Raw genomic sequence first — 25,579 nt, forward strand, 5'->3', positions numbered from 1 at the left:
TTCTGGCCGAAAGCAGACTACCGGACCTATGGGATCAGGCGAAGTCCTCTGCTCGTAACAAGCACCACATTCAAGGCGTTATTCAGGCCGAAGCCGAACAACAACTGGCCTGGAACAAAAAAGCCCGCCTGCTGGGGAGCAGGCGGGCCATTTCAGTTAACGTCAATCAAGGCGTTATTTCTGGGTGATGCTGTCCGGCAATGCATAGGCAATGATGTAGTCACCGACATCAGGCGAGTGGCTCATGCCACCTGCGGAGATGACCACGTACTGCTTCCCGGTGGCGGGTGATTTGTAGATCAGCGGGGCTGCAACCGCGCCAACCGGCAGGCGGGCTTTCCATACTTCTTTACCGGTGGCCGAATCCAGCGCTCGCAGGTAGTAGTCCTGGGTGCCGGCGAAGAACACCAGGCCAGATGCCGTTGAGGTCGGGCCACCCAGTGTTGGCATGCCCAGCGGGATTGGCATGTGCGTTTTGATCCCCAGCGGGCCAGTGTCCTGGACGGTGCCCAATGGAACCTGCCAGACCAGTTTCTGGGTGTTGAGGTCAATGGCGCTCATGCTGCCGAAGGGTGGTGTGTTGCACGGTACGCCCAGTGGCGACTGCAGAATGTCGATTTTCACCCCGCCATAGATACCGGCGACTTGTGGGCGAATGGTTCCCATGAAGCCCGGGACTTCATCGGTCGACACGTTGAACTTCCTGGTGTCTTCCTTTTTGACCAGTTGCATCCGCAGCGGCATGCGCATGTCATTGACGAACATCATGCCGGTGTTTTCGTCGATGGAGATGCCACCCCAGTTCATGCCGCCCAGCAAGCCAGGCCATTCGATGTAGGGTTTTTCACTTGGCGGTGTAAACGGACCCAGGTAGACGGAGTCTTTGAACATGATCCGGCAATACAGTTGGTCGAAAGTCGTCACGCCCCACATCGACTTCTCGGTCAGCGGGTCGACACCAATGGTCGGCATCCCGACCGAGAACGGTTGGGTAGGCGACAGGTGCTCGCCTTCTGCTGCTGGAGAGGTAGGAACCGCACGTTCTTCAACTTCTGTAACCGGCTTGCCGGTACGGCGATCCAGTACAAAAATGTTGCCGGTCTTGCTGGTCTGGATCAAGACCGGAGTCTTCTCGCCCTGGGCGTTTTTGATGTCATAGAGCACAGGCTGCGAAGGCAGGTCATAGTCCCAGACGTCGTGGTGAACGATCTGATAAACCCATTTGGCTTTACCGGTTGATGCATCGACTGCAACAACGGCCGTGCCAAACTTCTCTTTAACCTGGTTGCGATCACCACCCCAGTAGTCGGGCGGGCCATTGCCCGTAGGCAGGTAGACCAGATTCAACTCTTTATCGTAGGTTGGAATTGTCCAGACGTTAGGCGTCTCCAGAGCGAACTGATGATCGTCTGCCGCTGTGTTCTTGCCCTCGGGTGCACCTACATCCCAGGCCCACACCAACGCGCCTGTCAGAACGTCGAATGCGCGCACGGCACCGGAAGGTTCGCCCGCCACAATGTCCCGTACCCAGCCACCGACCACGGTGAGGTGGCCCATGACAACCGGCAGCGAGGTGGGGTGATAGCGCTTGCTGTTTTCAGTCGGGCCCATGCCTTTCTTGAGATCGACATAACCGTTGTCGCCAAAGCTCGGGCACAGGGTGCCGGTATGCGCATCAAGCGCAAACAAACGGGCATCCACAGACGACACCAGAATACGCTGGCGGCACTGCTGCTCATTGCCATATGACGCCTTGACCTCAGCGCTCAGGCTGTCGTCTTTATCGATGTCGTAATAGCCCACGCCACGGCAGGTCACGTGCTCTTCGCTTTTGGCTTTGGGATCGAATTTCCAGAGCGGGGTCCCGGTATCACCGTCCAGGGCGGTTATCAGGTTTTCCGGGGTGCACGAGTACAGAACATTGCCGATCTGCAACGGTGTGTTTTCATCTACGCCCGCGCCGGCACCTGTGGTGCGACGACCTGTTCTGTAGGTCCAGGCAACCTGCAGGTCCTTGACGTTGTCCGGGGTGATTTGCGTGTAAGGAGCAAACCGTGTGCCCGAGGCATTACGCCCAAAGAACTCCCAGTTTTCAGGGGCGCTGGAGGGCTCTTCGGCCTTGGGTGCGTCAGTGGCGGCGACCGGGTTCGAGATCCCGCCGTGCGGGTAGAACGCAGCAATAAATGTCGCGACCAGTGCCAGGAATACGGCAAAACCGAACCGGTTAGCGGCGCGCCGTGTGCTCAGGGACGTGTCCGGCAACGCGGCGCCGACCCACAGACTGAGTGTCAGGATGATGGCCGGAATGACCAAGCGTGGCAGCAGTTCCCAATAGCTGAACTGACCCACTTCATAAAAGGCCCAGGCACAGGTCGCAAGGAATATGGCAACAGAGAGGGTAATAGCCAAACACTTGCGCAACACAAAGAGTGCCGCCAGTGCCAGATAAGCCAAGCCTGCGATCAAGTAGTAACTTGACCCGCCCAGCGCCACTAGTTTGATCCCGCCATAAATCAAAGCCAGTGCCACGGCAAATACAAACAGGGAAAACAGCACCCTCGCGATAGTGCTCATTGAGCGTCTTGAAGTTTGAGATGGTTGGTCATTCGTCATTTCGTGAATGCTCTATGGGTGAATACAAAACTGCCCGCACGCTGTGCGAACAGCTGGGTCGAATGTTCAGTTCGACCCGTAAAAGGCTGGGCATGGCAGGTGTCGGAATCAGACTACCGCCCTGCCGACAGCAAGCGAGCACCGGCAATCAGTGCATCAGGTTGTGCAGTCGCAATGAATACGCCGAAGGCTCTACGAAACGCGGGGAGGTGTTTGTCCGGGCACTGCTGGCCCGACGTTCCGAGAGTGGGCTGGAGACGCTGAGCTAGTTTATACGGGCGCTTCTTGGGATAAATCCGAAGGTTTGAGAAACATTGTTGGTGAAACAGTAATAATCCATGGCAACGAGGGGGTTTCAGCCCCTTATGTTTTCTCTTTTTTTGACCTGTGACTGATCTCAAAAGCACTAAGCGTTGAACACTAACGATCGCCGTTTCTGCAAGCGAAAGTCCGGATATCGCCAGCGGATTATTACTGCCTGCCCAATAATGTTTCTTAGTTCCCTGGATTTATCTGAAAAAAACATCGGCATAAACTTAGCCTTACGGCTCACACAACTAACAGGCCCTTGCACACCCAAGGAGGGACCAACTCGGCCCGGGATCAGGTGCTGACACCGCAGTTCTCAAGACGGTATCAGGCCAGAAAAGCCGCAGAGCCGGCCAGTTTCCTGCCCTGCCAGCGTGTCGTTGAGCGATACACCAACATTTTTTGCAACGGAGCACACCCCAATGTTTTTTTCTTTCCGCGCGCTGCTGACCACCAGCCTGTGCAGCGGTTTGTCGCTGTGTATCTTGAGTCCGTCTTCAGCACTGGCTGACACTTCCGACCTGATGAGTCGTTCGACACTCACCGGCGATTGGGGCGGTGAGCGCCAAAAACTGGCGGACAAGGGCATCACACTGACCGGTGACTACAGCTCTGAAACGATTTCCAACCTGCATGGCGGGATCAAGCGCGGTACGCGCTATGCGCAACAAATACGCGTGGGCGCCAAGTTTGATCTGAGTAAATTGCTGGACACCCCGGACGCCGGATTTGTGCAAATTCTGGTTAACGACCGTCGCGGCCATAGCGCCACGGAAGACTTGCTCGGCAACCGCCTGTCTGCGCAAGAAAACTACGGTGGCGAATACACGCGACTGACCGAGTTCAGTTACCAGCGCAATCTGTTTTCTGCGGACGTGTCTGCCAAAATCGGTTACATGGTGATGGGCACCGATTTTGGTGGCATGCCGATCCTGACCAACTTTGTGAGCGCCGGTTTTTGTGCGCACCCATTGACCATGTCCAGCGGCAGTGGGTGGGGCAACTACCCGACGGCTCACTGGGGTGCAGAGTTGCGTTACGACGTCAACGACTCACTGACGCTGCAAACCGCGGTATTCCAGGTCAACCCAGAGCACAACAGCCTTCGCTCCGAAGCGTTTTCCATGCCCAGCCACGACTCCACCGGGGCCATTCTGCCGCTGGAAGCCATCTTCAATAACAACGCCTTTCTCAATGGCCAATACAAAGTCGGCTGGTACTACGACAGCTCTGACTCGCAAAAAATTGGCAGCACAGAAAAAAGCAGCAACCGCACCGGGGCTTACGTGTTGATGGACCAGGCAATCTGGAGGGATGAGCAAGACCCTGAAAGCGTGCTGCGCCTGTTCGGCCAGGCAGCCACCAGCAACGCAGCAACCTCCCCCATGCGTCGCTGGTACTCGGTCGGTCTGGTCAAGCAAAAGCCTTTTGCCAGCCGCCCCCATGACAGCATTGCCTTGGGTTATGGCCGGGCCGTACTCAACTCCCGTACGCGGGATGTTCAAGAAGCGGCGGCGACCAGCTTCGGCGAATCCGAGATGATCGCCAACCTCGACAATGGCGAGCAGATGATTGAGCTTAACTATGGCGCCCAGGTCACTCCCTGGCTGCTGCTGCGTCCTGACCTGCAGTACTACATTGAGCCTGGCGCGTTCTCCGGCAAAAAAAGAGGCAACGCTTTGGCTGTGGGCTTGCAGATCAAAGCAACGTTTTAAACAGAGGGATTGTGTGAGGTTCCAGCAAAAGCCTGCGGACCTTCACGATATCTCGACTTCAAGACTCAATGACCAAAGCACCCCTCATCCAAGATCGAAGCAGGTGATCGCCGCCAGCTCCATAAGTCATCTCAACGCCTGAAAAATAACTGGGTGATCGCACCCACCGGGGAGAGCAAGGCAATTACAGCAGAGCAAGTCGAGGCAGAGGAATTGGGTTGATGCCCCCCGCCTCGACAGCCAAATCTTTGAGATCAAGGCCAACAGAAAATCACTTTGCTTATGGTGCAATCCATATCGTGGAAGACCGCCCGATTCATTGGTGCATTCTCACTGTTCTGACCTGTGGTCAGGCTCAATACTCAGTCCCTTGATCAAGTCATCGACTCTCTCCTTCGGCCCGGACTCGTCAGCCCGCCACCAACGGCTGGAAATGCGCATGGTGTAGCGACGACGGTACTCTGAAGGCGTTACTCCGGTAGCGCGTCGAAACAGGCGCCGGAAAGCACTGGCATCCTGATAACCGCAGTACTCCATCACTTCCGTTAGATCAACCAGGGTTACTTCCAATAATTGCTTGGCCCGCTCCACCCGAAGTCGGTGCAGATAGTCGAGCGGAGTCATGCCCTCCACTTCTTTGAAATGACGTAGCAAGGTGCGCGGGCTGGCTGCCGCTTCCTGGGCTACACGTTCCAGGCTATAGGCCGTCTGAATGTTCTGCTGAAGCCAGTGCTTGGCCCGGAACACCACGCTGTCCCGGGTCTTTACCGAAATGCCTGGAAAGTTCAGGCTCGAATGCTCAAAACGCATCGGGTGATAGAGCAACCCATTGGTCGCTATTTGCGCCATTTCTTCACCGGCAAAATGACGAATCAACTCCACCATCAAATCGCACACAGCCGCCGGTGCGCCCGCCGTAAAGACCAGCCCGTCAACCACCACCGGGCCCGCCATCGCCAACTGCACCTCAGGAAAGCTGGAGGCAAACCAATTGGCAATCATCCAGGTGACTGTCGCGCGCCGGCCGTCCAGCACACCGGCTCGGGCCAACATCACCGGGCCATTGAAACTGGCCGCGACGATGCGCCCTTGAGAGTGATAACGCGCGATGCAATTGAGCTCCTCGGCGCATTGATCGAGCACATGCTTCAGATCCGGCACGCTTTTCATCTGCACCCCCGGCACAAACAACGCGGTCTGTGAGGGCCGCAACGATTTACGCCCACCGGCAGGCGACTGCATGCCTGACAACCAGTCCGCAAGCGGTAGCTCATTGCCCGCCGCATCAATCAATCGCCAGTGAAAAAAAGCCCCTCGTTTATCCGGATTGCGCATCTGCCACAGGTTATTAAAGGTGCGCAGAATATCGATCACACTGAACAGCGTTCCGGTCATGCCATGGGGGCTGTGCAATAAATCTATTCGGACGTTCATAGACCTGCCTGGCGTTATTGAATTTATTTTTGGCGATATTAGCCCTACTTCCAAATGCTGTCTGCCTGCAACTCGTACTGCCCGCCCTGCCCTGTGCCCCTTGTCGGAACACTCAATACAACAGCCTGTTAACCCACTGTTATTCAGCGAGCTGCGCAAGCGGGCTGGCTCCTGCAATTAGCTGTGCCTGGGCGAACAGCATCAGGCTATTCATGCCTGTTTATAGCTGGCGATATCGACCCTATTGCTGTCGGTATTCGCCGTATTAAAGGGGATGACTTCAGCGCTAGACTGAAAAACGCCTGGCATTCACAAGAGAAACAAAAACAAAGGTATTAGTCAGTGACAACAACAATAAGAAAGAAGTGGGCCGTGACCCGGACTCCCGTACTTGCGGGGTTGGCCACGTCTGTGTTGAGCGTTGCCATGACTGCTCCGGCAATGGCTGGCGAGCTGGTATTCGGTGACCTCAAGTCAGGGTTGGGTAAAGGTATCGAGTGGCAGCAGGACGACACTCGCCTGAACCTCAAAGGTGCTCTGTCATTGGGTTCTGTGTGGCGCATGGACAAACCGAGCTACCGCTTGACCAGCTCCGAATACGGCATGAACCTGTTCAACGACGGCAACCTCAACTACAAGCGCGGCGATGCGGTTTCTACCTCTACCGAGGCCTACCTGCAGGCGGATCTGAGCCACCGTAATCTTGGCGTATTTGTAAGTGCCAAAGGCTGGTACGACTACACCCAAAAACACCAGAACGTCGACTACGGCAGCGTTCCAAACGGCTATCAATCCGGTGAACCGCTGAGCGATGACGGGTTTGACTCGCTGGCGCGTTTTTCCAATGCAGTCATCAACGACGCGTATGTTTACGGCACGTTCCAGCCTGGCGGGCACGACCTGCTGGTGCGACTCGGCGATCAGGCGATTCCCTGGGTCACGCCAACCACCATCGGCGGCGGTTTACAGGCAGTGAACGCTTTTGATTGGGCCGCGGCACGTCGAGCCACTTCAATTGCAGAAGCCCGTACCGTCGCGATGCCGACCCTTTACGCCAAGCTGGCGCTGACTGAAAACCTGTCGGTGGATGCATTCAACCAGTTTGAGTTCCGTCCCAGCGCTTATCCGGGGTGCGGGACCTTTCTATCGACCAGCGATTACGCTCAACCGGGGTGCGACCAGTTTCTTCTCAACGGCAGCATTTTGAGCTCCATGGCCGGGCGACCGATTTACACCACCGACGGCCAGGCCTTGAACAACCCTCTGGATTACGTGTCCCGTGGCCCGGACCATCGCCCCAGTAACAATCAGTTCGGCGCCAGCCTGCAATATTTATGGCAAGACGTCGGCATGTTCGGACTGTATTTCGCTGACTACACCAGTCGTGAAGCAGTCACCCAGGCAGTACGTACTGGCCCCGGTGTTCTGACGCCGCCCGCCGCCAACCTCGGCCAGGCCAAACCAACGGGCATTGCCGCTTATTATCAACGCGCCTTCCCGACCAGCATCCGGATGTACGCCCTTAATTTCAAAACCCGACTGCCAGGCGGCACAGGTATCTACGCTGAATACAGCTATCGTCCCAACCAACCGATCGCCTGGAACGGTTCCGATTTCATTGCTGGCCTGCTAGGGGGCAGCGGGCCCATGGGCTACCTGTCCAAGACGCCCACAGGCTATGTGGCCAGCGGTTTCGACAGGTTTCGAGTGAGCCAGCTCAATCTCGGCGCCAACCATCCTTTGGGCACTGTATTGGGCGGCGAGATGAAGTTGTCAGCCGAGGCGGGATTCAAATATGTCCACGACCTGCCCGACACTGACGACATCCGTTACGGACGCCCCGGCTTCGGCAGCGCGCCCTACGGCAACAGCTCGAAATGCACAGGCCCGGCGGCAAAATGTGCAATCGATGGTTTCGTCACGCCTTTCTCGTGGGGAGCCCGTTCCAAAGGGGAGATTCGTTATAGAAACGTCTTGCCTGGGCTTGACCTGACGCCTTCGTTAACCCTGGTGTATGACGTCAAAGGGCACGCCTATGACGGCGTGTTTTCCGAAGGGCGTTATGCACAGATTTTCGGACTGCAGGGGGAGTACAAAAGCGACTACAACTTTGAGCTTAACTACCTGAACACCGGGGGTGGCGATTACAACATGGTTGCAGACCGAAGCATGTTGGAAGCCAGTGTCGGCATGCGCTTCTGAAAAAGCTCCTCAATTAAAGGCCATACCCATGCATTCACTTCCCGATAAAAGACGTCCGTTCGTTGTTGCCTTGCTGATGACTGTGGTGATTATCAGCGTGCTGGATAAAACCATTTTTGCCTTCGCCGGCCCGCAGATTATTGACGAACTGAAACTGACGCCCGAGCAGTTCGGTTTTATCAGCAGCGCGTTCTTTTTTCTGTATTCGATCTCCGGGGTACTGGTGGGCTTTGTGGCCAACCGCATGCCAAGCCGCTGGATCCTTTCGGGCATGGCCTTGGTCTGGATGGCCGCGCAATTGCTCGCCGCCCTGTCCAGCAGCTTCGTCACCCTGCTCGTCAGCCGCGTCATGCTGGGCGCCGGTTGCGGCCCTGGCACAGCCGTCACCCAGCACGCCTGTTTCAAATGGTACGCCACCCGCGAGCGGGTGCTGCCTGCGGCGCTGATTCAAGTCGCAATCATGTTAGGCGCCATCGCAGGCGCCTTGGCCCTGCCGACCTTGATTGAGCATTACGGCTGGCGTACGGGGTATGTGCTGCTGGCAGGTGTTGGCCTGGTGTGGCTGCTGCTGTGGCAACTGTTTGGCCGCGAAGGCCAGCATGACGATACAAAAACCGCCAATGGCAGCCTGTTGCCCACACTGCCCTACAGCCGACTGCTGCTCAATCGCACGTTTGTCTGCATTACTCTGGTCGCTTTCTGTAGCTATCTGCCCAATGCCCTGCTTTACAGCTGGCTGCCCACCTACTTGCAAAGAGGGCTGGGGATGACGCCGATGCAGTCCGGGTATCTGGTGCTCGCCACCACCCTGGGGGTGATATTCATGAATTTGCTGGTGTCCAGCCTGGCCCAACAAGCGATGAAGCGTGGCGCCAGCATACGCAAGGCGATGGTTATTCCGCCCCTCGTGGCATGCCTGATCGCAGCCGTGGCTTACATCATCATGGGCTTTAGCTCGACATCCCTGACAGTCACGCTGGGGCTGTTTCTTCTGGGCAGTATCCTTCTCAACTTGCTGTCAGCCTTTGGTTTCAGCATCGTCGCCCACATCGCACCGGCCCGCCAGCGCGGAAGTATGCTGGCCATCCACATCGCCTTGTTGACTACGGCAGGCATGCTCGCACCTGTTCTGGTGGGTCAGGCCATCGGCTGGCAGGGAGGAGATTTAGTCACCGGTTTCGAACTGGCGATTGGCCTGTTCGGGATCGCACTTTTAGTGTTCACCGTACTTGGCCTGGTGCTCATCGACCCTGAGCGCACTCGTCGCGAACTTAACGCCATCCTTCCCGAGTCCGCCCCTTCAGCCGCCTGCCCGGCCCACATCGCGCAGTGACTACCCCCGCTCCCTGATCGCCAAATCTGGCACGACTGTTAATAGGACATCCATGATGGACGTATCCTGCTTTTCACAAAGCTACGCCGAAGCTCGGCAAAAATTCCTGCAGGCTTGCGCCAATGCCCATCTGGAAGTTGAATCCCGCGTCCACCCGTTACCCGGTCGCGATGGAGAAGAACTGGCACTTGATGTCGCACTTGTCGGTTCGCCCACAGCGGCCAACCTGCTGGTAGTGAGCAGCGGCGTGCACGGCGTTGAAGGCTTCTGCGGCTCGGCTGTTCAGGTGGATCATCTGCGCAATCATGATTGGAGCAGGCAGTGCCGCGCTCAGGATATGGCTGTGCTTTATCTGCATGCAGTCAACCCTTACGGCTTCTCCTGGCTGCGTCGGGTCAACGAAGACAATGTCGATATCAATCGCAACTTCATGGACTTCGATCAGCCGTTGCCCGGTAACCCCGAATACACCTCGATCGCTCCGTTACTGGTGCCACGGCGTCAACCGCCCACTCTGCTCAGTACCCTCGGGCTCCTCGGGTATGCGTTACGCCACGGCACCAAAGCCTTGCAGTCGGCCATCACCCGAGGCCAGCACAGCGACCCTGACGGCTTGTTTTTTGCGGGCACCCAGCCCACCTGGAGCAACGTACAAGTTCGCCAGATCATTCGACGTTATGGCGGCCAATGCCAGCGCATAGGCTGGATCGATGTGCATACAGGGCTTGGTCCCAGCGGCGTGGGAGAGCGTATTTATAAAGGACGCGATACCCCGGACGCGATTGCACGGGCACGAAGCTGGTGGGGTGAACAGGTCACCCTCAGCACACAAGGTACGTCTTCATCAGCGGTTTTAAATGGCACCCTTGATTTAGCCGTCATGCAGGAATGCCCCGACGCGCAATACAACGGATTGACCCTGGAGTACGGCACCAAACCCGGACCATTGGTGCTCAAAGCGCTACGTGCCGATCAGTGGTTGCACAACCAGGCCGCTGTCCCGACAGAACGGTTAATGCAGATCAAACGCCAACTGCGCGATGCCTTCTATATTGATACCGACCCATGGAAACGCCGGGTATTGCAGCAGGCGCAAGACGTGCTTGAGCTCACCCGGCTCGGGCTGGCCGGCACCTCGAAAGAACGCAGTTAAAACCGACTTGCGCTGTAATCATCAAGCAAACCAAGAGGATATTCAGGATGAATGCTTATATGTTTGAAGCCTTGAAGGAGCTTATACAGTCGATCAAATGCTGCCTCGACGGGCACGAAGCCGAGACCATCGACATACTGCGGCGCGTCGCTGATGGCGACCTGGAAATGGTCGAGACCATCAGCCCCGAGGAAGAGGCTTACGCGCGGGCGTTGTTCGGCTGGATTGCACAACAGGGCCCGAAGCGGGTCCTGGAGAGGCTTGAGCCTGTGCTCGCCGATCCTTCTCCATTACTCAAGGCGCAGATCCTGCTCGAGGATTTCCTGGTTGATCCCGGATTTGGAGTACTTCCCCCTGCCCTCAAGGACCCGATACACCAGCGCACCCTGCTCAGGCTTGGTCTTTTGCTGATGAGTTACATCTGCTATGAGCAGTTTCATTACCCGCAACCCGAAACAGGCGTGTATGACATCTCGGGCAATACTTTCCAGAAGACCAAGTGGCTTTACCGCTACTGGCTTAATCAACTTGAAGTTGCCGAAAAAGAGTCGGGGCTCGAAGGATTCTTCGCTAACCAGACCTTGAAGTTCCGTAACCTGAGTGACCCCTCAATTGAACAAGGGGGTGTGTTCCCGGTTATTCCCGCCCTCTCGGTTTCATGTGCGGGTGACTTGCTCGCGGTGGATGTGCTGACCCCCGAAAACACACCGCACCTGTTCGACGACATCACAGATTTTTACAGCACCGCTGACATCGTTAGTGCCAACCTGGAGTCGACCGTTGATGAGAACAAGCCTATAGGGCGCCATCAACAAACTGGCAAGCCGGCGCAAATGAACACCTCTGAAGCGATGTTCAACAAATTCCGCCATGAAGCGAAGATCAACTTCTTCAGCACAGCGACCAACCACGCGATGGACTGGGGCAAGGAAGGCGTGGAGGCCACACTCAAAGTGCTTGAGAAGTCAGGGGCGTACTACTCCGGCACTGCCCGTAGTCAGGCCGAGCAGGATGATGTCGTCGTCGTGGAAAAAAACGGCATCAAAGTGGCTCTCCTGTCTTACACCTTTGACCTCAACGGTCACTCACGGGACGGGGAGCTTTACCTGGCCAACGAAGTGCGATTCAACGACGTTGACCCGCCTACGGATTACGCCCTGATCAAAAAACAGGTCGCTGCCGCCAAGGCCAAGGGCGCCGACTGGATCATCGCCTACTGCCATTGGGGGTGGGAGTTCGAAATGTACCCCCATGAGAAAATTGTTGATGCCGCGCACAAGGTTATCGAGTGCGGCGTGGACACCATCCTCGGCAACCATGCGCATGTCAGCCAGCCAGCGCAAGTGATTCCACGCCATGGCAAGCAGGATGCGTTGGTCATCTACGCTTTCGGCGACTTTGTGAGCTTCCATCCAGAGAGTCGCAACTCAAAACTGGCCTACGCCGTAAAGTTCGACATTGGCAAAGCCCTTGGGGTGACCCGGCTGTATAACCTGAAGGTATTGCCCATCTATATCGTTAACGAAAAACGGGATACGACCGACTACAACTGTCGCATCGTCAGGTTCGAAAATGTCCTGAGCAACCCCGACCACTATGGCCTGACCGAGCTGGAAAAGAGTCAACTGCCTCATCTGCGCGACAAGGTGTGGAACGCTATTCTGTCGCCGCTTTCGGACCTTTATGCAGACCTCTAAATAGCGGCTCGGACAATATCCGTTGTCAGCCGTGCTGGCTGCGAACGGGGCCACATGGCCCTCAAGAACAGATAGCGCCAAAGATTTTTCAAATCTATAGAAAAGGCATATCAAAGAAAAACGTGGGCGCGGTTGAAAGGCCCGAGATACTTTTGACCCTTATGAAATAACTACTGTGCTCGGGTTTTTGACGAGCACAGTATATTTCGATTATCGCTTTCTACCGTCCGGCATGATTTCCCGCTTCAGCTTCACGGCCTTTAAAGCCGTGGGGCTGATGCTCAGCGAAGAATTGAATATCCCGCACAAAGTCGGCCAGCAACAATTTGGCCATGTCGATCGACATCCCCTGCTTGACCAGAATCCGCTGCACCACCACCTCTTCTACATTGGCAGGCAAGCTGTACGCTGGCACCAGCCAACCGCGGACGCGCAGGCGGTCCGCCAGGTCATACAGGGAGTAATTGGTTTTCGCCCCCGGCTTCAAACGCCAGGTCAGCGCCGGGATCCCCAATTGCGGATCACCGTTGTAGAGCATCTCGAACGGCCCGATCTTGACCAGCTCTCGCGCCAAAAATTGCGCTGTTTCGTAGCACGCAGAATGAATACGCTCATACCCCTCACGCCCCAGGCGCAAGAAGTTGTAGTACTGGGCAATGATCTGCCCGGCCGGGCGCGAAAAGTTCAGGGCGAAAGTCGGCATGTCGCCGCCCAGGTAGTTCACATGAAAAATCAGGCCTTCCGGCAGTTCCTTCGCATCGCGCCAAACCACCCAACCCGCGCCTATCGGTGCCAGGCCGAACTTGTGCCCGGAGGTGCTGATGGACTTGACCCGCGGTACACGAAAGTCCCAAAGAATGTCCGGTGCGCAAAACGGCGCCAGCATCGCGCCACTTGCACCATCGACGTGAAGGTCGACACTCAGGCCGCTGCTTTTTTCCAGATCGTCCAGGGCATCGGACAACGGTTTTACGGTTTCATACAGACCGGTAAATGTCTGGCCGAAGGTCGGTACCACCACGATGGTGTTTTCATCGACCCGCTCCAGCATGTCCTCAGGTCTCATGAACCAATGCCCTTCGGACATCGGTACTTCACGGATTTCTATATCCCAGTAACGGGCAAACTTGTGCCAACAAACCTGCACCGGACCGCACACCATATTCGGCGTAGTAGCAGCCTTGCCAGCCGCTTTGCGCACCGCACGCCAGCGCCACAACGCAGCCAGACCACTGAGCATGCAAGCTTCACTGGAACCTACAGTTGAAGTGCCGAGGGTGGTGGCCGCCGCCGGGGAATGCCATAGATCCGCCAGCATATGGATGCAACGGTTCTCCAGTTCCGCCGATTGCGGATATTCGTCCTTGTCGATCATGTTCTTGTCGATCGACAGGTCCATCAGCTTGTGAACTTCATCCTCTTCCCATGTTTGGCAAAAAGTGGCGAGATTCTGGCGGGCGTTGCCATCCAGGTACAGCTCATCGTGGACCAACTGGTATACATCTCGTGGCGACTGCTCCGCCTCCGGGAAGCCCTTGGTCACAGCGGCGTGAGCCAGTTCAGAAGAACCAAAAACGGGATCTGTGGCCGACTTGTGCTTGATGCGGTGCAACGCCATAAGAACTCTCCTTGAGTAATGCAGGGTCTGTTTTATTCACTTTGACTCAGCCTTCGCCAAGCCAGCATAGACAAGCATTTTGAGTCTGCTGTCCGATTCCCGACCACCGTGTATTTTCCGATCTATAGTTCCGTTTCTTTGAAGTACTCACGGAGCGAGCGCGATGAAGCAAAGACCCACGACCGCAGACAGCACGGTCAAACAGGCACTGGAGCAGGCACTGCAACGGTATTCAGGTAATCAGCACGGCAAGAATGCCAGCTACATTCCTTTCCTGGCCTCAGTGCCATCCCATCTGTTCGGCATCAGCATCATGTTCTGCGATGGCACCCATGCCGAGGTAGGCGACACGGATTACGCCTTCGCCATCGAGTCGATTTCCAAAGTATTCACCCTCTCCCATGTACTCGATGAGGTAGGTCCACAGGCCTTGCGCAGCAAGATCGGCTGCGACCCCACCGGTGAGCCATTCAACTCGGTGGTGGCCCTGGAACTGCACAAAGGCCGACCGCTCAACCCCTTTGTGAACGCAGGCGCAATGGCCACTGTCAGCCTGGTTGAGGCCGATTGCGCCCAAGCTCGCTGGGACCGGATACAGGCCACCTACAACGCTTTTGCCGGGCGCGAATTGACAGTAAACGACGAGGTTTACCAATCCGAAACCAGCAGCAATCAACACAATCGCGGCATTGCCTGGCTGCTGCAAAGTTACGGCTACATGTACGCCGACCCCATGCAAGTGTGTGATGTGTACACCCGCCAATGCTCGGTGGCGATTACCTGTCATGACCTGGTGACCATGGGCGCGTGCCTGGCCAACGGCGGCGTCAACCCGATTACTGGCAAGCAAGTCGTGGCAGCCAAACACGTGGCGCCAATCCTCTCCGAAATGACCTTGAATGGTCTGTATGACACCACAGGCGACTGGTATTACAAGGTCGGCCTGCCGGGTAAAAGCGGGGTCGGTGGCGGGATTCTGGCTGTGGTTCCCGGCGTTTGCGCTATCGCCGCCTTTGCCCCGCCACTGGATGTGGCCGGTAACAGCGTTCGCGGTCAACTGGCCGCCGAATACCTTAGCCGCACGCTCAATCTGAGCCTGTTGCACGAATTCGCGTAAGGGAGTGGGTACTCATGGCTACCACCAGCAAAGCTAAAACCTACATGTCTTGGCTCACCATCTGCTTCATGATGGTTGCAGCCGTTGCCAGTATTCGTTCACTGCCCAGCATGGCCGTGTATGGCCTGGGTTCGGTTTTTCTCTATGTCATCCCGGCACTGCTGTTTTTTATCCCGGTTTCCCTGGTCGCCTCCGAACTGGGCACCGGCTGGAACGGCGGAATCTATGGCTGGGTCAGGCAAGCCTACGGCGACCGCCCGGGCTTTTTCATCATGTGGTTCATGTGGGTACAAGTGGTGGTCTGGTACCCGATTGTGCTTGGGTTTGGCGCAAGCACCATGGCGTATCTGATCAACCCGGAACTGGCCAAAAGCGGTGTCTTTACTGCCGCGGTCATCATCGTTTTGTACTGGCTATCGACATTTGTGGCACTTAACGGGCTGACGGCACTGTCGAAGCTGACATCATGGTTCATGCTGCTGGGCACCGCATTGCCCGCCGCGCTGCTGGTTTTGCTCGGCGTGGCCTGGCTGGTGCTGGGGCATGAGTCAGCAACACCGCTGACCTGGGATGCCTTGATTCCGGCCATTTTCGATACCCACACCACAGTTAAATCAGGCTCGCGCAACCTGCACCCGGATTTTTGGCAGGAATTCACCGGCGCCGTCACTGGCCTGGTTCTGATTGTGAGTAACTTCCTGGCGTTTGCCGGTATCGAAATGAACGCCATTCACGCCCGGGAATTGCGCGACCCGCAAAAAGAAATGCCCCGAGCGATTCTGTTGGCCTTCTTCATGATCCTGCTAGTGTTTATCCCGCCTACGGTGGCGATTTCGCTGGTGGTACCTGCTGACTCAACCAGCCTTACCGCCGGGGTTATCCAGGCTTATGCTGCGTTCTTCCAGGGTTTCGACATGCCTTGGGCAACCCCGATCATGGCCATATTGCTGATTATCGGTGCATTGGGCGGGGTTCTGGCCTGGACTGCCGGACCGTCCACAGGCCTGCTGTTTGTCGGTAAGGCCGGGATGCTTCCACCTGTGATGCAGGAGGTGAACAAGAAAGGCGTGCAGAAAAACATTCTGTATTTGCAGGCCATCATCGTCACCTTGCTGTCGACGATCTACATCTTTCTCGACAACGTATCCGACGCGTTCTGGATGATCAGCGCGATGGCTGCACTGATGTACCTGATCATTTACGTATTCATGTTTATGGCGGCCATGAAGCTGCGTAAAACACAGCCCAACGTAAAACGCGGTTATGTGCTCAAGGGGCTGCATGGCTGGTGCTATCTGGGGTTGTTTTCGACCTGTGTGGCGCTGATTTTCGGCTTTATTCCACCGAACAGCTTCAGCAGCATGCCATTTTTTGAGTATGCGGGGATTTTGTTGCTGGGGTTGATCGTGGCAGGCGTGCCGCCGTTTATCTTCTATGCGTTGCGCAAGCCGTCATGGCAGATGGTACCCAAAGCCGAGTCTGATCAATATTCTGCAGCGCTGCAGGATCTTCAAGCCGCGGACGACAAGGCTGCGAACGTGAGCACCAGCACGCCGCCGCCAGCATCCGCTGCAGCTCCAAGCGCAAGTTAAGGCATGTAGCCGCTGCTGAGGAACGAGGGCTGCGAAGCCATCACTGCGGTTCAGCCGATACACCGCGTGATGCCTCTCGCAGTTTGCGAACCCCGGCAGCGGCCACAGGTTCGCAAAAGGTTTTCTGCAGGAATAAAAAAGCATCCTTGAGGACGATTTTTTATGGACCGCAGCGCTACCCCGGCAGACGCCCCAGGTCGGGGTGTTTATCGAGAAAGGTCCGGTCGCGGTAAACGACCGGGCTGACAGGCTTGCTGGTCATCGTTTCCTCCAGGCAAAAAATACCCGCTATATGCGGGTTAATGGATAACGACCAAAAGGCCATGGTCAGAGCCGATTGCTTTCGTGCTGTTCACTCTCTCAAACACATAAGTCAGCCAGGCGGTTGAGCTGCGTTTTGTCTTCTACACTCTTTTTCGGCCAGCTTTTGGACAAGCCTATGAAGGCCAAATATAAAAGGGAGTAACGATGATGGTTCGCAGAATTTTGGCCGTTGTGGCATTGGTACTGTTAGCCGGTTGCGCTACCAACAGGGCAGAAGTGGATGTTTTGCCGCCCGGCAAGACTCAGACACCTGCCCCCAGCAATGGCAAGAAGGTTTATATCCGCGCGGTTGATGATCGAGTTTTTCAGATCAAACCTACCAGCTTCGACATGCCTTCACTGAAGTACGACGAGATCGACGACAAGTCGATTACCGAGCGGGCGATTGCTCGTAAACGCAATAACTACAATATGGCCATCGGCGACGTGCTGCTGCCCAAGGGCCGTACCGTTTCAGAGCTGGTAGGTGATGCCGTAGCCAGCGCTTATCAGCAGGCAGGCTATGAGGTGGTTAGCGCTCCTGGTGCCCCTGATGTCCGTGAAGTCAAAGTACAAATCATTGAATTCTGGTCATGGTCCATGACGCAGGGGGTGCTCGACAAAGTACTGCGCAACAAGTCGTTTCTTCAGATAAAAACCCTTGGCATGCCTGAACAGACCTTGAAAACGCTGGTCAGTGAAAACGTGAAAGTGGCCACAGAAACCGACTGGAAGACAATCACCGAAGCAGGCCTTGAAGCCATTACTCAGGAAACCCTGAAGCAGCTCTAAGGGGCTCCTGAGCACTACAGGTCAGTGACCGTCTATTTCATGTACCCGCCCACGGTTGGTCATCGAAGTATTCGGTCACTCAATGTTTATGGTTACCAACCGCCTGCCCCCTGCCCGCTTTGCTTGGCAACACCAGTGGGATCGAATCTCTAAGGTCTAGCCGCCCGGCTTTCGATCTGTGTACCCGAAAAGAACACTATAAGCGCCACTGAGCAAACCGAGGTCTGGATAACGCCTAAGGTCAACACCGGCGCATACGCCAGCACCGACACCAACCAGGTAGTAACCGCCGCCGCACCCATGGTCAAAAACCCGAGCAATGCCGACGCAAGCCCCGCCTCCTTGCCGAATGGCCCCATGGTGATGGCCGTCCCCAGCGGGTTGGCGTGGCCCATGCCGCAGAGGAAGATCACCATCGACAGCGAGTACCAGCCAAGTCCTGGGTCGCTCGGCCCCATCAGCAGCAGGCAGCCGGCTAGCACCGCAGTGCTCAGCCCGACAGTAGCAACGGTACGACTGCCGAACCGGCGGGCCAGGCGTGGCGCGGACATGCCGGCGGCGAAGACTACGAATACCGTGGCGGCGAAGTACAGCCCCGTCTGCAAGGAGGACAAGCCCATGCCGTTGATCAGGATCGCCGGGGCGGCGGCGAAGGAGGCGAACAGTCCGCTCATCAGCAAGCTCACTGCGGCACCCGGCAGAATGAAGCGGCTATGCGCGAGCAGCCGGCCGTAGGCGCTTACTACTTGTGGGATCGACTGTGTGGTTCGGCGTTCAGCCGGCAGCGTTTCGCCAAGGCCGCGCGCATAGAAAAACGCGATGACGACGGCAGCAATCCCCACCATCAGGAAAATCGCTCGCCAACCCAGCGCGGTGGTCAGCAGGCTGCCGAGCAGCGGTGAAAAACCGGGAGCTGCTGCGGTGGCGATCATGGTCAGTGACAGTGCTCGCGCCAGGGTTTCGCCTTCGAACAGGTCGCGTGCAATGGCGCGGGCCAGTACGGCGGTGGCGCAAACACCCAGGGCCTGGATGACGCGTCCGGCGATCAGCATGTCGAATGAGCCGGCACAGCCAGCAACCCACGTACCGACGACGAACATAGAGAGGCCGCCGAGCACCAGGCGCTTGCGGCCGTAACGGTCGGCCAGCGGTCCGACCACCAATTGCGCGAGCGCGAAGGTGATGAAGAAGCTGGAAAGCGTCAGGCCCAGCTCGCGAGACGACACGCCGAGCTGCTGGCCGATGTCCGCAAAGGCGGGAAGGATGATGTTGGTGGACAGGCTGCTGATCGCAGACAGCCCCGCCAGCAGCGCCACGATCTTGCCGGTCAGCGGCGTGCCGCTGTGCCCGGCTGCTACATTGCCGAGGGTCACGGTTTCACGCGCCGCCCTCACGTTGTGGGCTCCCAGCGGCGGAACAACACGCTGGCGTTCACGCCGCCAAAGCCGAAGCCATTGGAGAGCGCGTAGGTGATTGGCATTTTTCGGGCATTGAGCCCGACCAGGTCGAGCCCCGTCGCGGCTTCGTCCGGGTTGTCGAGGTTCAGGGTCGGCGGCACGATCTGGTCGCGCAGCGCCAGCACCGTGAAGATCGCTTCGATGCCACCGGCAGCGCCAAGCAAGTGGCCGGTAGCGGATTTGGTCGAGGTGATAGCTACGCCTGCATCGGCGCCGAACAGCGTCTTGATAGCGGCCAACTCGCCGTTGTCGCCAACCTGGGTGGAGGTGGCGTGGGCATTGATGTGCTGCACATCCTCCGGGCTCAGGCCCGCCTGCCGCAGCGCCTGTTGCATGGCGCGGCGAGCGCCATTGCCATCCTCCGGCCCGGCGGTGAGGTGATAGGCATCTGCGCTGGTGCCGTAACCCACCAACTCCGCCAGCGGTGTGGCGCCACGTGCAAGGGCGTGCTCCAGGGATTCGATCACCAGCAAACCGGCGCCTTCGGACATCACGAAACCGTCGCGGTCACGGTCAAACGGCCGCGACGCTTGCTGCGGGTTCTCGGCGAAGCCGGTGGATAAAGCGCGCGCTGCCGCGAAACAGCCGAGGGTCACACGGTCGATCGCCGCTTCGGTGCCGCCACAGATGGCGATGTCGGCCTCGCCACTTCTGATCAAGCGAGCCGCATCGCCAATCGCCTGGACACCTGCCGCACACGCGGTGACCGGCGCGCCAAGGGGACCTTTGAAGCCGTTGCGGATGGACACATGCCCGGCCGCCATATTGGCCAGGAACGACGGCGCAGTGAATGGCGACAGCCGGCGCGGCCCCCGTGAATCGGTGGTGCGCACCGCGTCGGCAACAGCGCCGAAGCCGCCCACACCCGAGGCGATGATGGTTGCAGTTCGAACCTGTTCGGCTTCACTGGTCGGGTGCCAGCCCGCCTGCTCCAGCGCCTCATGGGCGGCGATCAGGGCGAACTCGATGAAGCGATCCATCTTCTTGCGCTCCTTCGGCGGGATGACCTGCTCGGGTTGGTAACCCGCCAGCGCGTCTTCCTCGAACGTGGGCACCTGCCCGCCTACTGTCACGCCCGTGCCTTCGGTGATGTGCGCCGGTAGTGTGCGAATGCCCGAGCGCCCGGCCAGCAGGCGCCGCCACACTTCATCCACACCACAGCCCAACGGCCCGACCATGCCGGTACCGGTGACGACGATGCGTGTGTGCTGTTGAACGTTGCTCATTGGAACCTCTCTGTATCGTTCGGCGCTGTCCCGGAGAGCGCGTTGATCGCAAGCGGCGTCAGGCGTTCGCCACAACGCTCAAATCATGGGCTTGGTCGCTTGGGCGGATCTTGAACCAGATGGAATACATTGCCGGCAGGAACACCAGGGTCATGACGGTGCCGACGAAAGTGCCGCCGATGAGGGTGTAGGCCAGGGTGCCCCAGAACACCGAATGGGTAAGGGGGATGAAGGCGAGAATCGCCGCCAGTGCCGTCAGCAATACGGGGCGTGCGCGCTGTACGGTGGCTTCGACCACCGCGTTGTACGGGTCCAGGCCCTCCTGCTGGTTGTGATGGATCTGCCCGATCAGGATCAGCGTGTTGCGCATCAGTATCCCCGACAGCGCGATCAACCCGACCAGGGCGTTGATGCCGAACGGTTGCTGGAACAACAGCAGCACCGGCACCACGCCAATCAAGCCCAGCGGCGAGGTGAGAAAGACCATGACCATCGCCGATATCGAGCGCACCTGCAGGATGAGGATCAGCAGCGTCAGGGCGATCATGATCGGCAGCAGCGGCACAATCGCCTGGCTGGCCTTGCCCGATTCCTCGATGGAGCCGGCCATCTCGATTCGGTAGCCAGCCGGCAAGGTGTTGATGATCGGCTGCAGGTCTTTCCACACCGCTGCCGAGACGTCCGGCGGTTGCAGCCCTTCGGCAATGTCTCCACGCACGGTGATGGTCGGCGTGCGGTCACGACGGCGCAGGAGCGGATCTTCCATGCGCACCTCGACCTTGCCGATCTGCGACAGCGGAATGCGCTGGCCAGCGGCGCCAACCAGTGTGAAGCCCTCGATCTTCGCCGGATCAAGACGGATATCACCGGCCGCGCGGCCGACCACCTGTACCGAACGGATGTCTTCGCGCACCGAGGTGATCGGCACGCCGCTGAGCAGAAACTGCAGCTGTTGCGCGACGGCGCTGGAGCTCAGGCCAACGGCCTGCAGGCGATCCTGATCCAGCGAAAAATGCAGCGTGGGCACCCGCGGGCCCCAGTCGCTGTTCACGGTTCTCATCATCGAGCTGGCGTGCAATACGCCTTCCACGCGCGTGGCGATTTCGCGCAGTTTCATGGGGTCCGGCCCCATCACTCGATAGGCCACCGGGTAGGGTGAGTACGGGCCGAAGACCAGTTGCGTCACGCGCACCCTGGCTTCGGGCACCAGCCCTTCGCAGACCGCTTCACGGAGGCGCAGCTTGAGGGCTTCACGGGCGTCCTGGCTCTCGGTCAGCACCACGATCTTGGCGAACGACGGGTCAGGCAGTTCCGGCGCCATGGCCAGGAAGAATCGCGGCGGGCCCTGGCCGATGTACGAGGTGACGATCCTGGCTTCTTCCTGTTTGCGCAGCCATGACTCGACCTTGATGGTCGCAGCCTTGGTCTGCTCAATCGAGGTGCCGTACGGCATTTGCACTTCGACCAGCACTTCAGGGCGGTCGGACGTCGGGAAGAACTGCTTCTTCACCAGCCCCATGCCCAGCACCGAAACCACAAACAAGATGATGACCGCGCCAGCCACCAGCCATTTATGGGTGATGACCCGCGCCAGCAGCCAGCGGAAACGGTTGTAGTGGCGGGTGTTGTAGATGGCCGCGTGACCACCTTCGACCTGCTTGATGTCGGGCAGCAACTTCACGCCCAGATACGGCGTAAACACTACCGCCACCACCCAGGAGGCGATCAGGGCAATGCCGACGATCCAGAACATGTTGCTGGTGTACTCACCCGCCGTGGACTGGGCAAAGCCGTTGGGCATGAAGCCGATGGCGGTGACCAGCGTACCGGAGAGCATCGGCGCAGCGGTGTGACTCCAGGCGTAGGCCGACGCCTTGAAGCGGTCGTAGCCCTCCTCCATTTTCACCACCATCATTTCGATGGCGATGATGGCGTCGTCCACCAACAGGCCCAGGGCAAGAATCAGCGAGCCCAGGGTGATGCGGTCGAAATTCTTGCCCGAGGCGGCCATCACCACGAACACGATAGCCAGCGTCAGCGGCACGGCCGCGGCAACCACGACGCCGACGCGCCAGCCCATGCTGATAAAGCAGACCAGCATGACCACCAGCAGGGCGACGAAGAACTTGACCATGAATTCGTCGACGGACGACGTGATGTTGACGGCCTGATCGGTGACTTTGGCCAGCGTCATGCCGAGCGGCATCGCGTCGTTGATGTTCGCTGTTTCAGCGTCGAGCGCCTTGCCGAGGTCGAGCCCGTTCCAGCCCTCGCGCATGATCACACCAAGCAGCAACGCGGGCTCGCCACCGTTGCGCACCAGAAAGGTGGCCGGGTCCTCATAGCCGCGCTCCACGGTTGCCACGTCGGCAAGCTTCAGCGTGCGGCCCTGCACGGTAATCGGTGTTTCGCGGATTTTCGCCAGTTTGTCGAACGCGCCATCCAGGCGCATGACCACTTGCGGCCCGCTGGTTTCCACCGAACCGGCAGGCGTCAGTGCGTTCTGGCTGTTGAGTGCGGCGAAGATGTCCTGCGGCGTTACGCCCAGGGTTGCCAGCCGGTCGTGGGAGAAGGACACGAAGATGCGCTCGGCCTGTTCGCCGATGATATTCACCTTCTTCACTCCCGGTACGTGCAGAAGCCGCTGGCGCAGCGACTCGGCGTCACGCACCAGTTGGCGCTGCGGTTCGCCCTTGGCCTTCAGCGCATACAGCGCGAAGGTCACATCGGAGAATTCGTCGTTGATCATTGGCCCGATCACGCCGCTTGGTAGCGTCCTGGCTTCATCGCCAAGCTTCTTGCGGGCCTGATAGAACTCTTCCTGCACCTGCGACGGCGGCGTGCTATCGCGCAACGACACCATGGTGAACGCCAGGCCCGCGCGGGTGTAGGTTTCGCTGCGGTCGTACCACTTGAGCTCCTGCATGCGTTTTTCCAGCGGCTCGGCCACCTGGTCCTGCATCTCCTGGGCAGTGGCGCCCGGCCAGGCAGTGATGATGGTCATCTGCTTGACGGTGAAAGGCGGATCTTCGGCGCGGCCCAGCTTGAAGAACGCCAGCGTGCCTGCCACTGCGATCAGCAGGATCAGGAACAAGGTGATGGAGCCCTCGCGCACCGCCAGGGCGGAGAGATTGAAACGCCCCTCGCTCATGGCTGACTCCCGGCAACCGGCGTCACCGCCGCCTGGGCAAGTCGCACTTGCTCACCGTCCTGCAGCAGGTGGGCACCGAGGGCGACCACTTGCTCACCGGCGTCGAGCTTGCCGGCGACACGCGCCGCATCATCACCGATACCGACTACCTGAACGGGGCGCCAGGCGACTCTCGAGGGCTCGCCGGCAATGACCCACACGCCCGTTCCGTTGCCGGGGTCGTAGAGCGCGGCGATGGGCACCTGCGCCACCTGACCCGCATTTTTACCCTCTGCGATGTTCAGGGTAATGGTGGCGCCGAGCGGTGCATTCGCCAGCGCACCGTCGAGCACATACCTGGCTTCGAAGGTGCGAGTGGTGGCATCGGCGGCCTCGGAGAGCAAGCGCAGTTTGGCCGCGACGGCAGCTGCGTCATTGCCATACAGGGAGGCTTGAGCCGTGGAGCCCGGCGCCGGGCGCAGGGTCTCGGGAAGATGCACTATGGCTTCGCGCTGCCCTGCCCGCGCCAATCGCACCACCGCCTGGCCGGCGCTGACCACCTGGCCGGGCTCGGCCAGGGTGTCCATCACCACGCCATCGGCGTCGGCCAATAACACCGCGTAGCCCGTGGCATTGCGTGCTACCTCGGCCTGAGCCTGGGCCGCGCTGAGCCGGGCTTTGGCAGAGTCTGCCGTGGCCTTGATTTGATCGTAGGCCGACGCCGACACCGCACCGGCAGCGACCAGCCCGCGATAACGCGACTCGTCGTCAGCCGTCTGCCTGGCCAGCGCACGGGCGGAAGCAACGGCCTCCTGCTGCGCACGCGCCTGCAATTGCAGGTCGATGGGGTCGAGGCGCATCAGTGGCTGGCCGCGCTTGACCGTCTCACCGGTGTCGACCAGCCGTTCGAGAATCTTGCCCGATACCCGGAAGCCCAGGTCACTCTGGGTACGTGCAACCACGACGCCGGTGAAAGCACGAGACATCTCGGACGACCGCTCGACCGTCGCCGCCCTGACCAGCGGCGGCTTGTTGCGCGGATCTCTGTTGACTGACGAATCGCCGCACGCCACCAGGACGATAGGCAGCAAGCAAAACACGAAGGTGGCGGGCTTGAGGCGCATGGGTTCCGTTACTCAAGAGCAATGTAGGAACCACATTCTTAGACCAGTGACCAAATCTGTCAATGGTCACAGCCAATTATCTAAGGCGCGAGACTGCGCAATATCAGTGCTGGCAGATGCACGGCGGCCTCAGGCGCGGTGTCGAGGTTGTACTGCAACTGAGCCGAATCAACGTAGGGACGCAGGATCAGAAAGATAGCGTTAACCGCTTCATCGAGCGGCGTTTTGCGCTCGAACTCCCCGGACTCGCGGCCCTGGAGAACGATCTGCCGGATAAGTTCACGGATCCGCACTTCATGGATCTTGACCGACGGCCACTGGTCACGTGAGGCAACTGCGGCGATGTCGTAGAGCTTGCGATCGTGGAAGAACAGATCGCTGCCGGCCTCTGAAATCGAGCGAAACAGGCGCCGCAGCCGCTCGGACGCAGTCGGTGCCTCGGCGATGGCGGCTTCGACGATCTGCATGATCATGGCCAGGCGGTTACTACAAATCACCCCGCCGATGGCCTGTTTGGAATCGAAGAACTTATAGATATACGCCTTGGAAAAACCAATGGCCCTGGCGAGGTCCGAAACGGTGGTCTTTTCGTAACCGTAATGGCCGAAGTGCTGCATCGCCGCGTTGATGATCTGGTCGCGAATCTCGTGATCCAGCGGCCCGCGTTGGGTCGAGGTGTTCATGTCTTTATTCATGTTCACAGCTTAACTCCGTGGTGGGCCGATTGACAGATAGTGACCAATCTATAATATGGTCACAATCTA

Annotated in this window: 16 protein-coding genes; 8 read left to right on the plus strand and 8 right to left on the minus strand. The window is 58.4% G+C overall.

Annotated features, from left to right (window positions below; translation table 11 throughout):
- Positions 1-174: 174 nt before the first annotated feature.
- Positions 175-2,574, minus strand: a complete 2,400-nt coding sequence (locus FEZ21_RS17225; protein ID WP_156428479.1) for a membrane-bound PQQ-dependent dehydrogenase, glucose/quinate/shikimate family — start codon at positions 2,572-2,574, stop codon at positions 175-177.
- Positions 2,575-3,344: 770 nt separating this feature from the next.
- Between FEZ21_RS17225 and FEZ21_RS17230 the strand changes: the two genes are divergently transcribed.
- On the plus strand, positions 3,345-4,637 hold the full coding sequence (locus tag FEZ21_RS17230) for a carbohydrate porin (RefSeq protein ID WP_003442307.1): 1,293 nt from the start codon (positions 3,345-3,347) through the stop codon (positions 4,635-4,637).
- 330 nt (positions 4,638-4,967) lie between these two features.
- Here FEZ21_RS17230 and FEZ21_RS17235 read toward each other — a convergent pair whose 3' ends face one another.
- Positions 4,968-6,071 (minus strand): GlxA family transcriptional regulator, encoded by a 1,104-nt coding sequence (locus FEZ21_RS17235; RefSeq protein WP_029612571.1) that lies wholly within the window; start codon positions 6,069-6,071, stop codon positions 4,968-4,970.
- Positions 6,072-6,443: 372 nt separating this feature from the next.
- Here FEZ21_RS17235 and FEZ21_RS17240 point away from each other — a divergent pair, with 372 nt between their 5' ends.
- Genes FEZ21_RS17240 through FEZ21_RS17255 form a run of 4 tightly spaced genes read left to right on the plus strand, consistent with a single transcriptional unit; the run spans position 6,444 to position 12,456 of the window.
- Positions 6,444-8,273, plus strand: a complete 1,830-nt coding sequence (locus FEZ21_RS17240; protein WP_232286853.1) for a DUF1302 domain-containing protein — start codon at positions 6,444-6,446, stop codon at positions 8,271-8,273.
- Positions 8,274-8,301: 28 nt separating this feature from the next.
- Positions 8,302-9,606 (plus strand): MFS transporter, encoded by a 1,305-nt coding sequence (locus tag FEZ21_RS17245; protein ID WP_160627956.1) that lies wholly within the window; start codon positions 8,302-8,304, stop codon positions 9,604-9,606.
- Positions 9,607-9,661: 55 nt separating this feature from the next.
- Positions 9,662-10,759 (plus strand): M14 family metallopeptidase, encoded by a 1,098-nt coding sequence (locus FEZ21_RS17250; protein ID WP_160628180.1) that lies wholly within the window; start codon positions 9,662-9,664, stop codon positions 10,757-10,759.
- Positions 10,760-10,818: 59 nt separating this feature from the next.
- Complete coding sequence (locus FEZ21_RS17255; protein ID WP_238839965.1) at positions 10,819-12,456, plus strand: CapA family protein; 1,638 nt, start codon at positions 10,819-10,821, stop codon at positions 12,454-12,456.
- Positions 12,457-12,676: 220 nt separating this feature from the next.
- Here the strand turns inward: FEZ21_RS17255 and FEZ21_RS17260 are convergent, their stop codons facing one another.
- Positions 12,677-14,074 carry a glutamate decarboxylase gene (locus tag FEZ21_RS17260; protein WP_003442295.1) on the minus strand — a complete coding sequence of 466 codons (1,398 nt, stop codon included), beginning with the start codon at positions 14,072-14,074 and terminating at the stop codon, positions 12,677-12,679.
- 163 nt (positions 14,075-14,237) lie between these two features.
- On the opposite strand from FEZ21_RS17260, the gene glsA reads away from it, so the two are divergent.
- From glsA to FEZ21_RS17275, 3 genes are all read left to right on the plus strand, one after another.
- Entirely contained in the window at positions 14,238-15,191 is a 954-nt protein-coding gene (glsA, locus tag FEZ21_RS17265) for a glutaminase A (RefSeq protein ID WP_003442294.1), read from the plus strand.
- Between the two features lie 14 nt (positions 15,192-15,205).
- Positions 15,206-16,783, plus strand: a complete 1,578-nt coding sequence (locus tag FEZ21_RS17270) for an amino acid permease (protein WP_160627960.1) — start codon at positions 15,206-15,208, stop codon at positions 16,781-16,783.
- A 471-nt stretch (positions 16,784-17,254) separates the two neighbouring features.
- Positions 17,255-17,878, plus strand: coding sequence for a flagellar biosynthesis protein (locus FEZ21_RS17275; protein WP_160628182.1), 624 nt, complete (start codon positions 17,255-17,257; stop codon positions 17,876-17,878).
- A gap of 149 nt (positions 17,879-18,027) precedes the next feature.
- Here the strand turns inward: FEZ21_RS17275 and FEZ21_RS17280 are convergent, their stop codons facing one another.
- The 5 genes from FEZ21_RS17280 to FEZ21_RS17300 all read right to left on the minus strand — a co-directional run bounded on the left by FEZ21_RS17280 (position 18,028) and on the right by FEZ21_RS17300 (position 25,510).
- Entirely contained in the window at positions 18,028-19,251 is a 1,224-nt protein-coding gene (locus FEZ21_RS17280) for a multidrug effflux MFS transporter (protein WP_373683736.1), read from the minus strand.
- 17 nt (positions 19,252-19,268) lie between these two features.
- Positions 19,269-20,561 (minus strand): beta-ketoacyl-ACP synthase II, encoded by a 1,293-nt coding sequence (fabF, locus tag FEZ21_RS17285; RefSeq protein ID WP_160627964.1) that lies wholly within the window; start codon positions 20,559-20,561, stop codon positions 19,269-19,271.
- Between the two features lie 58 nt (positions 20,562-20,619).
- Positions 20,620-23,712 (minus strand): efflux RND transporter permease subunit, encoded by a 3,093-nt coding sequence (locus tag FEZ21_RS17290; protein ID WP_160627966.1) that lies wholly within the window; start codon positions 23,710-23,712, stop codon positions 20,620-20,622.
- A complete protein-coding gene (locus FEZ21_RS17295) occupies positions 23,709-24,815 on the minus strand; it encodes an efflux RND transporter periplasmic adaptor subunit (protein WP_160627968.1) in 1,107 nt (368 codons plus the stop codon). Before FEZ21_RS17295 ends, FEZ21_RS17290 begins: the two co-directional genes overlap by 4 nt.
- Positions 24,816-24,895: 80 nt before the next feature.
- Positions 24,896-25,510, minus strand: coding sequence for a TetR/AcrR family transcriptional regulator (locus FEZ21_RS17300; RefSeq protein ID WP_003442276.1), 615 nt, complete (start codon positions 25,508-25,510; stop codon positions 24,896-24,898).
- Positions 25,511-25,579: the final 69 nt, after the last annotated feature.

Origin of the sequence: Pseudomonas sp. 9.1(2019) (assembly GCF_009910445.1) — a bacterium.
Taxonomy (GTDB): domain Bacteria; phylum Pseudomonadota; class Gammaproteobacteria; order Pseudomonadales; family Pseudomonadaceae; genus Aquipseudomonas; species Aquipseudomonas paraversuta.

Coding starts and splice junctions, on each gene's coding strand:
- FEZ21_RS17225 (WP_156428479.1), bottom strand. CDS start 2,574: ATGAGCACTATCGCGAGGGTGCTGTTTTCCCTGTTTGTATTTGCCGTG.
- FEZ21_RS17230 (WP_003442307.1), top strand. CDS start 3,345: ATGTTTTTTTCTTTCCGCGCGCTGCTGACCACCAGCCTGTGCAGCGGT.
- FEZ21_RS17235 (WP_029612571.1), bottom strand. CDS start 6,071: ATGAACGTCCGAATAGATTTATTGCACAGCCCCCATGGCATGACCGGA.
- FEZ21_RS17245 (WP_160627956.1), top strand. CDS start 8,302: ATGCATTCACTTCCCGATAAAAGACGTCCGTTCGTTGTTGCCTTGCTG.
- FEZ21_RS17250 (WP_160628180.1), top strand. CDS start 9,662: ATGGACGTATCCTGCTTTTCACAAAGCTACGCCGAAGCTCGGCAAAAA.
- FEZ21_RS17255 (WP_238839965.1), top strand. CDS start 10,819: ATGTTTGAAGCCTTGAAGGAGCTTATACAGTCGATCAAATGCTGCCTC.
- FEZ21_RS17260 (WP_003442295.1), bottom strand. CDS start 14,074: ATGGCGTTGCACCGCATCAAGCACAAGTCGGCCACAGATCCCGTTTTT.
- glsA (WP_003442294.1), top strand. CDS start 14,238: ATGAAGCAAAGACCCACGACCGCAGACAGCACGGTCAAACAGGCACTG.
- FEZ21_RS17270 (WP_160627960.1), top strand. CDS start 15,206: ATGGCTACCACCAGCAAAGCTAAAACCTACATGTCTTGGCTCACCATC.
- FEZ21_RS17275 (WP_160628182.1), top strand. CDS start 17,255: ATGGTTCGCAGAATTTTGGCCGTTGTGGCATTGGTACTGTTAGCCGGT.
- fabF (WP_160627964.1), bottom strand. CDS start 20,561: ATGAGCAACGTTCAACAGCACACACGCATCGTCGTCACCGGTACCGGC.
- FEZ21_RS17290 (WP_160627966.1), bottom strand. CDS start 23,712: ATGAGCGAGGGGCGTTTCAATCTCTCCGCCCTGGCGGTGCGCGAGGGC.
- FEZ21_RS17295 (WP_160627968.1), bottom strand. CDS start 24,815: ATGCGCCTCAAGCCCGCCACCTTCGTGTTTTGCTTGCTGCCTATCGTC.
- FEZ21_RS17300 (WP_003442276.1), bottom strand. CDS start 25,510: ATGAATAAAGACATGAACACCTCGACCCAACGCGGGCCGCTGGATCAC.